The organism is Acinetobacter oleivorans DR1, from assembly GCF_000196795.1.
Classification (GTDB): domain Bacteria; phylum Pseudomonadota; class Gammaproteobacteria; order Pseudomonadales; family Moraxellaceae; genus Acinetobacter; species Acinetobacter oleivorans.
Map to the genome: position 1 here is coordinate 2,065,511 of NC_014259.1, position 13,480 is coordinate 2,078,990.

10 protein-coding genes are annotated in these 13,480 nt (G+C 39.1%); 4 read left to right on the forward strand and 6 right to left on the reverse strand.

The features are described 5' to 3' along the window. Window positions 1–11 precede the first annotated feature (11 nt). Window positions 12–2,342, reverse strand: a complete 2,331-nt coding sequence (locus AOLE_RS09675) for a TonB-dependent receptor (protein WP_013197888.1) — start codon at window positions 2,340–2,342, stop codon at window positions 12–14. Window positions 2,343–2,594: 252 nt separating this feature from the next. Then, window positions 2,595–5,207: a TonB-dependent receptor gene (locus AOLE_RS09680; protein ID WP_013197889.1), complete on the reverse strand. Its 2,613-nt coding sequence runs from the start codon at window positions 5,205–5,207 to the stop codon at window positions 2,595–2,597. Between the two features lie 285 nt (window positions 5,208–5,492). Between AOLE_RS09680 and AOLE_RS09685 the strand changes: the two genes are divergently transcribed. Continuing rightward, window positions 5,493–7,076, forward strand: a complete 1,584-nt coding sequence (locus AOLE_RS09685; RefSeq protein ID WP_013197890.1) for an ABC transporter substrate-binding protein — start codon at window positions 5,493–5,495, stop codon at window positions 7,074–7,076. A gap of 63 nt (window positions 7,077–7,139) precedes the next feature. On the opposite strand, the gene AOLE_RS09690 is transcribed toward AOLE_RS09685, so the two are convergent. The 4 genes from AOLE_RS09690 to AOLE_RS09705 all read right to left on the reverse strand — a co-directional run bounded on the left by AOLE_RS09690 (window position 7,140) and on the right by AOLE_RS09705 (window position 10,454). Beyond that, complete coding sequence (locus tag AOLE_RS09690; protein WP_013197891.1) at window positions 7,140–7,544, reverse strand: ExbD/TolR family protein; 405 nt, start codon at window positions 7,542–7,544, stop codon at window positions 7,140–7,142. Further along, window positions 7,544–8,278: a MotA/TolQ/ExbB proton channel family protein gene (locus AOLE_RS09695; RefSeq protein ID WP_005040660.1), complete on the reverse strand. Its 735-nt coding sequence runs from the start codon at window positions 8,276–8,278 to the stop codon at window positions 7,544–7,546. The genes AOLE_RS09690 and AOLE_RS09695 overlap by 1 nt, the downstream gene beginning before the upstream one ends. A gap of 24 nt (window positions 8,279–8,302) precedes the next feature. Next, window positions 8,303–9,130, reverse strand: a complete 828-nt coding sequence (locus tag AOLE_RS09700; RefSeq protein ID WP_013197892.1) for an energy transducer TonB — start codon at window positions 9,128–9,130, stop codon at window positions 8,303–8,305. Window positions 9,131–9,320: 190 nt separating this feature from the next. After that, on the reverse strand, window positions 9,321–10,454 hold the full coding sequence (locus AOLE_RS09705) for an LLM class flavin-dependent oxidoreductase (RefSeq protein WP_013197893.1): 1,134 nt from the start codon (window positions 10,452–10,454) through the stop codon (window positions 9,321–9,323). 314 nt (window positions 10,455–10,768) lie between these two features. On the opposite strand from AOLE_RS09705, the gene AOLE_RS09710 reads away from it, so the two are divergent. Genes AOLE_RS09710 through AOLE_RS09720 form a run of 3 tightly spaced genes read left to right on the forward strand, consistent with a single transcriptional unit; the run spans window position 10,769 to window position 13,473 of the window. Next, window positions 10,769–11,842, forward strand: coding sequence for an ABC transporter substrate-binding protein (locus AOLE_RS09710; RefSeq protein ID WP_013197894.1), 1,074 nt, complete (start codon window positions 10,769–10,771; stop codon window positions 11,840–11,842). Window positions 11,843–11,845: 3 nt separating this feature from the next. Continuing rightward, window positions 11,846–12,685 carry an ABC transporter permease gene (locus tag AOLE_RS09715; RefSeq protein WP_013197895.1) on the forward strand — a complete coding sequence of 280 codons (840 nt, stop codon included), beginning with the start codon at window positions 11,846–11,848 and terminating at the stop codon, window positions 12,683–12,685. Next, complete coding sequence (locus tag AOLE_RS09720) at window positions 12,685–13,473, forward strand: ABC transporter permease (RefSeq protein WP_013197896.1); 789 nt, start codon at window positions 12,685–12,687, stop codon at window positions 13,471–13,473. Before AOLE_RS09715 ends, AOLE_RS09720 begins: the two co-directional genes overlap by 1 nt. The last annotated feature ends 7 nt before the right edge of the window (window positions 13,474–13,480 follow it).

Below are 13,480 nucleotides of genomic sequence, written 5' to 3' on the forward strand. Positions count from 1 at the left end.
TAAAGCAAAGCTTAGAATTTTGCAGTGAGAGAAACACCAACTTGACGTGGGTTTCCATAGGTTAAGACATATTGTCCAGCAGGACCATTTGGTCGCCCATGAACTTGATATTCTTCGTCTAGCAAGTTTTTAACGTAAGCATTAACTTGGTATTTATTATTTGCGCTGATATACCCAACGTTTGCGTTCCATAAGGTGTACCCTTTTTGACTCAAGATTGGGTCAACAGAATAATCTTGGCGATTGACTAAGAAAAATTCACGGTCACGATATTTTGCATCTGTGCCCACGATGACTCGTGCTCCACTATCAAGATTAAAGGTATATTCACCCCCTAAACCGATGGTGTACTTTGGAGAACGAACCAAGCTGTTACCTGTATTGTCAGCATTTACGACATTGGTTACTGGGTTTTTATCAACAAAGTCGGTGTATTCACTGTCTAAATAAGCACCTGCAAAACGTAGGCGTAAGTTATCGGTAGCTAAATAATCTAATTCTAATTCGGCACCTTTTACTTCTGCCTTAGGTCCATTTGCTAGAACTGAGGTTACCCCCCCACCTTGTCCTTCTGTCGCAACCAATAAATTTGTTTGAATATCTTTGTAGTCGTAATAGAAAATATTGGCATTGGCGGTTAAATTGCCTTGTAACAAGCTAGACTTCAAACCTAGCTCATAGCTGTTTAAATATTCAGGGTTAACATCTGCAAGTTGCGTCAGGCTACTTGAAAGTCCGGTGTTAAAACCGCCTGAACGGAAACCTCGAGCAAAACGGAAGTATGTGTTGATATCAGGAGTGATTTCATATTCTGGCGTAATATCGTAAGTCAGCTCATTCCATCTCTTTTTACGACTTGTTGAACCATTTGCATTCGGCGCTGGGTTATAAACCGCATTACTGTACCCATCCTTTTGCCACCAACTGCCTTTGGTGTAATCGCCTGAGGTAATTTGAACAAGATCTAGATCAATGTCTTTTTCTTCACTTGTCCAACGTAAACCACCTGTCACTTTAAATTTATCGGTAAATTTATAGGTACTATTCCCAAACAAGGCAAAACTTTGTGTGGTCTGGTTATAGGTAATATCTCTAAAAGCTGGAGTTCCCGCCGTTTGTGCTGGAGCACCATTCGGTAGTGTTTTATTTACTCGCGCACTTACGCCTGTTGAGTCTAAATCTTCATTAAAGAAGTGAAAACCTGCGATCCAACTGAGTCTTTTTTCAGCATCAGAAGAAATACGAAACTCTTGGCTATATTGGCGCCATTCATTATCGCTATAGCTTCTTGCTACATCGTAAGGCGTATAGTCACCATCAGAAATAGATTTTTGAGTGGTTTTATCAAACGCTGTAATGGATGTAAAAGTATGACCGCCGCCTAAATCTCCTGTTAAGGTGAGTGAAGCGCCATCATGTTGGATTTTATTACTTTCAGGTAAATCTAAATTTGTATCTCGGCCTTGTGGTCTTTCATAAACACCCCAGTATTTTCCAATACTTAAAGAGCCATTATTGCCAAGACCATTATAAGTTTGGCTATGTAGATTGACTAAAGCATTCCAATCATCATTAATTTTTCCTAATATTTGGAAGCGGAATGATTTTTTATCTACATCCCCGTAATTTTCACCATTGGCTAAATTTTTTGCATAGCCATCGCGGTCTTCTGAATAGAATGCTCCTCGTACGGCAACGTTATCTGATATAGCCCCGTTCACGGCGCCTTCAAAAGTACGAAGATTATGGTCACCTATTCCTATTGTTCCATAACCAGTCGGTTTATCTGTAAAAGCAGGTTTTCGTGAAATGTAATTCACCGCACCAGCCGTGGTGTTTTTACCGTAAAGCGTGCCTTGTGGACCGCGTAGAACCTCAATACGTTCTAAATCGAATAAATCTCCAGCACCAGCAACAGGCGCATTTAAATAAACCCCATCTGCATAAATACCGACTGGAAAAACTGTAGAGGCTGCTACATCGCCAGTTCCTAGACCACGAATATACCAACGTGGACGGCTATCGCCATCTGGGTTTTCAGCTGCTGCATTGGGTGTATAAGTTAAAACATCGCCAATAAATGTTGAGCCTTTCGCGGCCAAATCTTTGCCTGAAACCGCTGTAATTGCAGTCGGAACTTTTTGAATGTTTTGTGCACGATATTGTGCAGTAACGATGACATCGCCTAGTTTTTTTACATCTTTAGCATTTACCACTTGAGCTTGTTGCTCAGCAGGAATTGCATCAGCATCATCGTTCGCTAAAGCTAATGTCGAAACACTCGCTGTTACTCCCCACATAGCAGTTAAAATACTCTGCCTAATTTTTGTAACCTTAAACATGGTGACTCCATTTAAATAAATCTATTCTTATATTGGCAACTTCTATGCCATTTAATTTATTTAAATAATTTCAAATACTTAATAAAAATTTAAAAATAAAAATGATTCAATACTGCTGATAGATAGACAGTCTGAAAGGTATTATTGTTGTTATTTCAACATTCACGATTTAACGTGTTTTATATCCCGTATTAATAATAAAGCCATACAGATGTATGGCTTTTTAAGATTGTTGGAAATGATTGATTGGTTTTAAAATTTATAACTAAATTGACCTTGTACAGTCAGAGGACGCATTGGTTGTAAAAACTCGCTATTCGCTCCTGCCAAACCATTCACAAAATTTCGTTCATTGGTTAGGTTAAGAATGTTAAGACCCACCGTCCACTGTGGCTGGCGATAATAAAGACCTAAGTCCAGATTATAGTTATTCGGTACTTTCACGGTTTGACTTAAGTTTGTGTACCAGTAGCTTGTCCACCATCCCGAAAGGTTAACTCCAAAACCAGACTGATGCTGGTAATCTACATAAGCACTTGCAGAGTACTTGGGAATTCCTGCTGCATCATAACGTCCGGCTTTACGTTGGTTTAAAGCGTTATTGTCTCCCCAAACCGTAGCATTGTCCGCATGAAAGCCAAATGGTGAAAAACCAGCAGGTATAATAGAGCTGTATTCAGCATCCAAATAAGTGAAATTTCCCCCAATTGCTATATTTTTTTGGAGTTGCCATCTTAATGATGACTCAATTCCTTTTATTTCAAAGCGAGCCATATTGCCGTTGGTATCAGGCGATAAATCTCGTTTTTGTTCAAATCCACTTAGGGTTAAAAATAACTGGTCAGTAATAGGTTCATATTTAAATCCTACTTCTTTTAGCTCACTTTGACTGTCAAAAGCTAAAGGATTGAGTTGATTTCCTGCACCCCAAATCAAGAAAGGCCCAAATACTCCCGTATTTAATGCAGTGCTTTTGTCATAGGTAAAATAGAGTGTACTTTTCGCAGTAGGCTTAATAAACGTACTCAGTTGATAGCTCAATAGACTATATTTATCACTCGATGAACGGACATCTGCTGGGGTTAAAACGAGTGGATTTTCAAGTTTTGCTCTTACTGAACTATGGTTAATACCTAAATTGATACCGAATACATCGTTAAAGGTAAAGTTCTGTTGAGTGAATACACTCAACGTATCCCAAAAACCAGAACCCGTATAGACAGCGCCTCCTCCATTCGGTGGAAAGCCACCTTTTTCTGCATATAAACCGTTTCCAATTGGGTACATGCGCGGTAAATTTAAATAACCAAAATATTGGGAATACTGTGGTACTCCGGCTTGTCCAATCCAACCTCCTGTTGAACCGCTATTGTTAATTAACCCCAGTAAATCACCAGGATTCTTCTGCGATGGATCATTGGTTAAATCATAAGGATTAATATTAAAACTATTATTTGCAGCTAAAGAGGTAAACTTCTCATGACGATATGTTCCTCCGGTACTGCTTTTATTATTAATTTTTACGCCACCTATTTCAAAATCATAGTCGCCTAAAAATTCTAATCGGTTATCAATTAACTCATGATCTAAATCTGTAAAGAAGCTCCCAACAGAGTCGCCTAAATCTTTGTTATTTTGATAGAGCGTACTGTTTGCAATAGACCAATGGTCATTTAAATCTTTAATTACTTTTAATTGGGTACTAAATCGCTTGGCACTATTTTTATCTTCACTACGTCCTGAAACATTATCATCTAGCTTGACCAATTCATTACCGGGGATTGATGGATCATAGACCCAACCTTTAATGGTTCCTGCTTGATCCGCAGTTGAGTTCGGTAACGGCGTGGTCTGAACTCCACCAACAGCAACATATTGGTTTTTATCGTTCTTCTGACGAGTTTGCCAACCAATGACTTTAGAATTTGCCGCACCCGATTCAAATACAGGAGACCAAAAAGTCGAACCGTTTTGAATAATAGGCGTAGCTCTACCTTTGTAATAAAGGCCATTATCAACCGATTGTTGCGATGCTCTATTCCAGCCATGCGTCACATTAAAATCGTAATAGTCATCGTAACTGATATTCCAATCTACCCTTAAACGATCATTTGGGCGCCAAGCAAGTGCTCCATAAAATGCATTAAAGTTATTTTTCACATTGTCATAATAGTCATCTGTTTTTTGAGCTGTTGCACTCACGCGAAATGCTAATTCTTTTGAAATCGGCGCTGTATGATCAATACTGACAGAGAAATTAGGCTCTGCGCCTTTACCTGAGTAAATGGAACCTACAGTCCCAGAGATATTGGTTTCGGCTTTATTAAAATTAGGCTTTTTGGTCAGGTAGTTAATATATCCGCCAGAACCTGAAGTAGGCGCAAAAATTACACCTGTTGGCCCTGCCACAATATCGGCTGCTTCATAAGCATTGAGATTGGTTGGATGGCGAGTACTGTAAATGCGTTGGCTATCTTGAAAAACTTCCGAGTTCTGTCCACGAATTTGTGGAGCAAAGTTAGCATTTTGTCCCCCGCCTCGCGTAATACTCGGTGCATATTTGACGAGATCATCCGCACTGCGAATAACATCTTCTCTAAATTGTTGTTCTGATACTTGGGATACTACACGTGGGGTATCCAATACAGAGCTATCCGTTCCATAAATTGAGGTAACTTTGCGTTTAGGAACTACGGTAGTTTTCTTGGTTGCTCCAGTAACGACTACATCGGACAAAGTAATTACATCACTTTCAGAATCACCTGCTTGTTGTGGCGTTTCTTCGGCAAAAACATATAACGGTAAAGTTGCCCCTAATACGCTAAGCGCAATAACTAAAGGTTTTAATTGAAAAGGCTGTCTCATATCACACTCAGGAAAGTAAATTTACAATGCGTTACGCAAAGCCTATGCCAACCATTGAATCGCCAAATAATTTGCCCTAACCATTTGATTCAGTTGTTTTTAATTTCTCATTGTTTACTTATCAGTTCTATTCATGTTTATTTTTTCAACAAAGCTGTTGAAATAGAGACACTCACCAAAAACAATAATTATATAAGCATTTGATAAATATATTAAAATTATATAAAAATATTGGCATTTATTCTGCAATACCTTAGAGGATGAAGATCTAATCAGGTATTTATAATGACAAATCAAACATTTCAGTTATCACGTCGAAAATTTTTAACACAAAGTCTCACGGCGCTAGGTGGCGTCTCTTTGTTGGGCAGTTTATCAGGTTGTGGCCCCTCTCCAGATAATAGTAACGAATCAAAAACTACCTCTTCAGCAACGCCTAAGCATGGAGGAGTTATACGCTTGGGGCTGATTGGAGGACAACAATCAGGCAGTCTAGATCCTCATCTTTCGGCATCAGGAAGTGGTATTACACGAGGTTTCGCTATTTATAATAAGTTATGGGAATGGGATGAAAATATGCTGCCCCGACTTGCTTTAGCGGAGTTTGCCGAACCTAATCATAATGCAAGTGAATGGACCATCCGTTTACGTAAAGGCTTAGAATTTCATCACGGTAAAACCATTACTGCTGATGATGTGATATTTTCAGTTAAACGTCTAACAGATCCTAAACTCGCTTCACCATTTCGTAATCTGGTGCAGTGGATTGACCGAGATCGTATTCAAAAACTAGATGAATACACCGTTCGTATTCCTTTTATTAGTACGATTCCCGGTTTTGTTGCACTGCCCGAAACCTGGGTAAACTTTGGAGGAATTGTGCCGACTGACTTTGACCCTATTCATAATCCAGTCGGAGCTGGTCCATATAAAGTTAAAGAGTTTATTCCGGGGCAGCGTTCTGTTTTTACCCGTTTTAATAACTACTTTAAAGCAGACAAACCTTATGCAGATAGTTTTGAAGTGATTGATTTTAAAGATCAGGTCTCTCGATTAAATGCTTTATTGGCTGGACAAATTGATGTAGCAAATGCGATTTCGCCCGAATATATTAAAATTTTGGAGCAAGCAAAACACATTCAAACCATACGTTCTGCGACCAATACGCATAATAGTTTTGACTTTAATACTCAACAAGTGCCGTTTAATGATCCTAGAGTGCGTCAGGCATTTCGTTTGATTGCAAACCGAGAGGAGTTGGTACAACGAGGTTTAAATGGGCAAGGTCGAATCGCCAACGATCTTTATTCGCCGCAAGACCCTGCCTTTCTCAATTTGCCGCAGCGCCAACAAAATATTGCCGAGGCAAAAAATCTATTAGCCCAAGCAGGTTTTAAAGATGGTTTGAGTGTAGAACTTGTTACCCCAGTGAGTAGTGCTCAACCTGCATTAATTTTTGCCGAGCAAGCAAAACAAGCGAATGTAAATATTCGAGTTAAACAAGTCGATTTTGCAACGTTTAATGGTCCTGACCGTAGTAAGTGGCAACTATCGAGTAATGCGACCAATGTCGGCACGCCCTACTTATCGACGGCTGTTGTTAACGATGCCCCAATTTCCACGACTAATCGTGTGAATTTTAAAGACCCTGAATATAGTGAGTTATTTTTTAAAGCACTGGCAGAGCCTGATTTAGCCAAACGCAAAATCCATTTAGCGCAAGCACAAAAAATTCAACATGAACGTGGTGGAATGCTCATTTGGGGATTTAGCCATACGATTGACGCAGCAGCTAAAAATATTGGTGGTTTAGCTCCTGAACATACGATTTTTCCGACATGGCGCTTTGAAAAACTCTGGAAAGCTTAATATTCATCTGTACTCAAAATATAAAAAAAGCTGCCGAAGCAGCTTTTTTTTATGGAGGCCTAATTATTTAGGCACTGTAATCACAGAAAGTTTATCTACCCCTACACGTTCAATACTTGCCAATAATTTTGCGACTGTTCCATACGGTACAGTCTCATCAGCATTTAAGTTTAATGCTAATTTAGGGTTACTGCTTTTGCGTGACTTTATTTTTTGTTCAAAGTTCGCAAGTGTCACCTTATCTTTATCAAGGAATATTTCACCTTGTGGATTTACACTAATCACCACAGCTTTGTTTTGGTCTGTAGATTGAGTTGGGGCCGCTTTTGGTAAGTTCACTTTCACCGTATTTGTTAACAAAGGAGCTGTCACAATGAATACGATGAGTAAGACCAACATGACATCAACTAACGGCGTAATATTAATTTCACTGACGACATCGTCTTCTTGAGAGGTAGAAATTGCCATTATGCAAACACTCCTTTCTCTTTCACTTCTTTAGCAGAAGTATCTTTAAGCGCCGTATTACCAGTTGTACCCTTTTTTGCAGTTGGTAGTTGGAATCCTGCTTTTTGATTCAGGCTCACGAAATCCGTTGCAAAATCATCAAGATCTGCGCCAATTGTTTTTACTTTACGCACAAAGTAGTTATAGGCAAGCACCGCTGGTACAGCAACTGCAATACCAATACCCGTTGCAACCAGCGCTTCTCCAATTGGTCCAGCCACGACATCCATACTTGCATTACCTGAATGAGCAATCGCTTGTAATGCATGGATAATCCCAAATACTGTACCGAACAGACCAATGAATGGGGCGTTATTTCCAATAGAAGCCAGTAAAGCCGAACCTTTTTCTAATTGACGGCGCTCAGTTAGAACTTGCTTACTTAAATGGCGCTCTAATAAGTCCTGACGGCTCCAACTGTTTTGTAAGTCTTGATGCGTCTTTTCATCTGCTTCAATTAAAGTCTGAAAACCTGTGTTAGCTACTCGAGCTGCTGGGCCTTCACCAAGTTCAGACTTAGTTACTGCATCTGATAAGTTTTTTGCCTTCCAAAACTCTTCTACAAAAAGCTTACTTTGTTTTGTTGCTCGCTGCGTCTGGACCACTTTAACCACAATCAACACCCAAGTCACAATTGAGAAAGCAACTAATAACCAGATGGTGCCGTCATGGATCAATGAATTAATATCTGACATGAAAATATCCTCTTAATTTAAATTTTATTTCGGTAATTGATAATGAATTGGAACATCGACCCAGCCTTCTACAGGGGTTTTCCCTTTTAGCGCAGGTGAAAATTTCCATTGCTTTACTGTTCTTACGGCAGCACTGTCTAGAAGTTTTTTGCCACTACTTTGCTTGACACTGACTGTATCCGGGCTGCCATTTGCTAATACTTTGACCCGTAAAATGACTGAGCCTTCCCAACCACGTTCTAAAGCTTGTTCAGGGTATTCAGGTGCAGGGTTGCTGAGATATCCGGCATAACCTTTGGCTTCAGTCACAGGTAAATTGTCATCTGACGCTTTTACAGGCTCAGCAACTTTTTTAACCGGTTCTGTGACTACTTCTTTTGTGACCACAGGTTCTGCAACTTTTTGTGGAGTTGGTTCAGCCACCGCTTTTGCAACTGGCTTAGGTTGCTCCACACTTTTTTGGACAGGTTTGGGTTGTTCAACTTGTTTAGGAATTGGCTTGGGTTTTTCCACCACAGGTGGAACTTTTGGTTTTTCAGTAATGGGTGGAATTTTGGGTTCAATCACTTTAGGTGGTTCAACCGGTTTTACGATTTCAATCACCACAGGTTCTGGTTTATGAATATCTAAAGCTGGTGTCGGCAATTGTTTTGCAACATACCAAATTCCAAGATGTGCTGAAGCAACCGCAATAATTGCGATTAAGACTTTATTCAACTTCACTGGAGCAGGTTGAATAACGTCTTGATCATGCTGTGCAAACGGATCTGCAATTTCAGTTGTGGCTGCAACTGTCGCAAATTGCTCAAAGAGCAAAGCCCGCTTATGGGGATTAAGGATTTGATCATGCATAAAAATTTAAACTAAAAATAAAAGATTAAGTCGTAAATTGCACAAGCCATGCCAAAACTTTAAGTTATTATTTTTTATTAATTTAATTTGTATTTTTCAAATGATTGATACAAAAGATGTTGGTTTTCAGACAGTGTTATGCTGTTCAAACAACAAGATCCCTTTGATATCGCAAAGGGATCTAAGTTTATTATTTTAATTTATATCCTACTAAGGGTAAGACTTCTTCAGCCACGCGATATGATTCTTCTAAATGCGGGTTACTTGCTAAAATAAAATGTCCCACCCCAATATCAATATATTCTTGCAAACGTTCTGCGACTTGCTCATAGCTCCCGACTAAAATACAGTTTGGGCCACCTCGTACATTTGACATTCCCGCCCACACATTCGGACTCACAAATAGGTCTTCAAAACGGTTGCCTTGTGCTAAGGCTTGCTGGCGCTTTGCTCCTACAGATTCAGTGTCTTTTCGTTCAAAAGCATTGCTATCGACAGTAATGGTTTCATACATTTGTTTAAGCTCTTGGAAGGCTTGTTCTTGGGTTGGTCGCGCTAAAATATCAATACGCATGCCAAATTTAACTTTTCTTTCTGGCGAATTCTGCTCAAAGAAATTTTGAGCCTGTTCGATCACTTTCTTCTGTTGTTCAACAGGTTCGCCCCAGGTTAAATGAATATCTGCATGACGTCCTGCCACTTGTAAAGCCGCATCGCTTGCACCTGCTAACCATAAGCGTGGAACTTCATATTGATTCATTGGGTATTTCAGGCCACCTTGTTCAACATGGAAAAACTTTCCATCGTAATTGAAAGGTGCATGGTGCGAATAACCTTTCACAAATTCTAAAAATTCATTGGTCCGTGCATAGCGTTGATCATGTTCAATAAAGTCTCCATACGCACGTTGTTGTGCACCACCTCCACCTGAAATCACATTCCACTCTACTCGCCCCTGACTTAAACGCTGCAAACTTGCAGCCATTTGGCTTGCATAAGCAGGATGAATAAACCAAGGCTGAATTGCGATGAGCAAACGAAGTCTTTTTGTCTCTCTTGCCAATGCAGACGCTAACACCCATGGTTCTTCAGTATGCGGAAAAGCAGGAATGAGTGCGCCATGAAAACCAACAATATCGGCTGCTTTCGCGACTTGCTCGACATAGTCATAGTAAGCAAATAACTGATCTTCATGTTGCGGTGCAACACGTTGTGGAGATTGAACTGCTGGAGTTAATTGATTCCATTCACCGCGTGTGTGTAATTGATGTGCTCGACGACCATCCCCATGAACAGGGATTCTCCATAAAAACTCAACTGACATAATGAATCTCGATAATTTAAAGATTTGACGATATTTAATTCGTTAAAAGTCTTATGAGCAGGAATCATGCCGTTATTTTTTTAAATTAATTTTTAGCTATGCTACTGTTTTATATAAATATTAAAAAATCGAGTTTAAAGGCTGTGTTGATATTTCAACACTTAAACGCTAAAGAGTGTCCCAATCACAACACAACGGCGGCATTTAACCTCAATAATAATTCCAAAAAAATATAATTTGTTGATTTATTTAATATAATTTTGTTGGCGTGGTTTTTGCTCAATACCCCTATATTTTTTAATTCTTATGATGATATGCGTATTTTTCCACGTCTACTTTTAGGTTTTAGTTTTTTGGGTCTTGTTGCTTGTGGCGCACAAAAAACAGAAGAGACCCCCCCAAAACAGTCTGAACAGCAACAACTCCGAATTGCTGTCGTTGCCAATGGCACTTCGGGTAGTTTGGACTTCATTGGTGTGCCACAACTTATTTCACAAGATCAAATTTTTCTAAAAGCATTAAAGCAAAATCACATTGAATTAAAATGGGAACCTGTGACCACTGCTGCTGTAGCGACTTTGGTTAATGAAAGTTTTATAAATAATAAAATTGATTTTGCTTTTTATGGAAACCTTCCCGCTGTAGTGCTCAATGCAACAGGCGTTAAAACGCAAATTGTTGTACCTGGAGGTATCGGTAATAACGTCTACCTTATTGTTCCAGAAAATTCACCTATTAAATCTATTGAAGAATTAAAAGGTAAAAAAATTGCCCTACATCGTGGACGTCCGTGGGAAATTAACTTTGGGCAACTCATACAAAGTAAAGGATTAAGCTTAAAAGACTTTCAAATTGTGAATTTAAACCCGCAAGCTGGGGCCGCTGCTTTATCTGCTAAAAGTGTAGATGCCTTTTTTACCTTAAGTGATGCGCTTACTTTGCAAGATCGCCATTTGGGTAAAATTATTTGGTCATCACAATCTTTGCCCGCAGATTGGAAAATGCGTGCCGAACTTTGGGGTAGCAAAAGTTATATTGAGCAACATCCAGATACCACACAATTACTTGCTGATGCGACAGTACGTGCAATGGATTGGATTGCGTACCATCAAGATGAGTTTCAGCAAAGTCAAACTAAGTTTGGCCAACCTCTTAGTGTGATTCAACGTGAAAGCCAGAATACGGCAAGCACATGGCAACAAGACTGGTCTCCAGACTATCAAGTCAACTTTCTGAAACAGCATTATTCAAAAGTCATTGATCACGCTGTGAAAAATCAGCTTATTCAAACACCAATCAAAGCAGATGAACTCTTAAATCCGAAGTTTACCCATCAAGCGATTCAAAATTTACAGGCAAATCATGCCTCAAATAAGCAGGGAAACTAGACAATGAAAATACTAGTAAAGCCACTTATTGAGCAAAATAACGTTTTATTTAAAACCCCACTCCGTAAGAAATTTTCTTCTAAAAAGGTGTATGGGCTGCTCTCTGTGATTTCACCCTTATTAGTATTACTCATTTGGCATTTGATTAGTTCTTTACAGATTTTTCCAACCCAAATTTTGGTGCCGCCTAAAACTGTCTGGAATACTTTCATTGCGTTGTTACAAAGCGGTGAGCTTCAAATGCATCTCAAAGATAGTCTTTCACGTTTGTTTTTGGGATTTTCTATTGCAGCAATCAGTGCAATTGCTTTTGGTATTGCCTATGGAGCAAATACTCTCTTTCGCAACTACACCTATATTTTATTTAACGTTTTTTACCAAATTCCAATCTTTGTCCTTATTCCTATTTTTATTTTAGTTTTTGGGATTGGTGAATTATTTAAAATTTTACTGATTATCAAAGCCTGCTTTTTTCCAATTGCATTAGCAACAGCCGATGCAGTCAAAAATATTCCCAAAAAATATATTGAACTAGGACAAATCTACCAGCTTAAAACACGAGCTTGGCTCAGGCTTATTATTCTTCCATCAATACTCCCACCTTTAATTGGTGGACTACGCATTGTACTTGGTCGTGCATGGCTGATTTTAGTTGCTGTTGAACTACTGGCAGCTGGAACGGGTATTGGGCAAATGATGGAACTAGGACGTCAAATGTTGCGCTTAGATGTTGTGATGGTTGGTGTGTTTATCACAGGCGTGGTCGGGTTTATTTTAGATAAAGTTTTACGTTTAGTGGAACAACGTTTTATCTCACCTGCGCTTAGTTCGGGGGAAAAATAATGTCTCAGCGTTCTTTTACTTTAAAACAGGCATGGCAACGGCCAATTATTTTAATACAAGGCTTAGTACTACCATTATTGTTATTAGGCTTATGGCAATACAACTCAAGCTTAGGCGCCAGTCATGCCTATGCATTTGTTCCTTTGCAAAACATTTATTTCGCATTTATTAAATTGCTTGAAACAGGTGAATTGTGGCTAAACACGTGGGGAAGTCTTAAAAAAGCTGGAATTGGATTTATCTTAGGTTCGATAAGTGGATTAATTTTAGGTACTTTGCTTGCCTATTCAAAAGTTTTAAATGCTTTAGTTTCTCCACTATTTAACAGTATTCGACAAGTTCCCTTACTGGGTTTAACACCTTTAATTGCCTTATGGTTTGGTAATGGAGAAGAAGCAAAAATCTTTATTATCGCGCTTGCCTCATTTTTTCCATTAGTCATTAATACATTTCAGGGCCTTAGCCACAACGATGCAAAATACGATGAAATCGCACGTATTTATCAATTTTCATTCTGGCGCAAATTTAAAAAAATACGCCTTCCCCAAGCCCTACCCCATATTTTAACTGGTCTAAATTTAGCCGTGCCCTTTACTTGGATCACCACTACAGCAAGTGAATTGCTATTCAATGCAGGTGCAGGACTAGGCAACTTAATGATGAAAGCTGAGATTAATGCCGAAATGGATATTCTGTTGGTTTGCGCTATTACGGTTACCCTTTGTGGGGCCTTTATGACAGCAGGTATTCATCTTATTTCAAAACGCCTGCTGCAATGGCGTACCTAATTTGTCT

Bases quoted from the DNA above. Each gene is read 5' to 3' on its own strand.
- AOLE_RS09700 (WP_013197892.1), bottom strand. From the start codon at position 9,130: ATGCATGATCAAATCCTTAATCCCCATAAGCGGGCTTTGCTCTTTGAG.
- AOLE_RS09720 (WP_013197896.1), top strand. From the start codon at position 12,685: ATGTCTCAGCGTTCTTTTACTTTAAAACAGGCATGGCAACGGCCAATT.
- AOLE_RS09695 (WP_005040660.1), bottom strand. From the start codon at position 8,278: ATGTCAGATATTAATTCATTGATCCATGACGGCACCATCTGGTTATTA.
- AOLE_RS09715 (WP_013197895.1), top strand. From the start codon at position 11,846: ATGAAAATACTAGTAAAGCCACTTATTGAGCAAAATAACGTTTTATTT.
- AOLE_RS09690 (WP_013197891.1), bottom strand. From the start codon at position 7,544: ATGGCAATTTCTACCTCTCAAGAAGACGATGTCGTCAGTGAAATTAAT.
- AOLE_RS09710 (WP_013197894.1), top strand. From the start codon at position 10,769: ATGCGTATTTTTCCACGTCTACTTTTAGGTTTTAGTTTTTTGGGTCTT.
- AOLE_RS09685 (WP_013197890.1), top strand. From the start codon at position 5,493: ATGACAAATCAAACATTTCAGTTATCACGTCGAAAATTTTTAACACAA.
- AOLE_RS09705 (WP_013197893.1), bottom strand. From the start codon at position 10,454: ATGTCAGTTGAGTTTTTATGGAGAATCCCTGTTCATGGGGATGGTCGT.
- AOLE_RS09680 (WP_013197889.1), bottom strand. From the start codon at position 5,207: ATGAGACAGCCTTTTCAATTAAAACCTTTAGTTATTGCGCTTAGCGTA.
- AOLE_RS09675 (WP_013197888.1), bottom strand. From the start codon at position 2,342: ATGTTTAAGGTTACAAAAATTAGGCAGAGTATTTTAACTGCTATGTGG.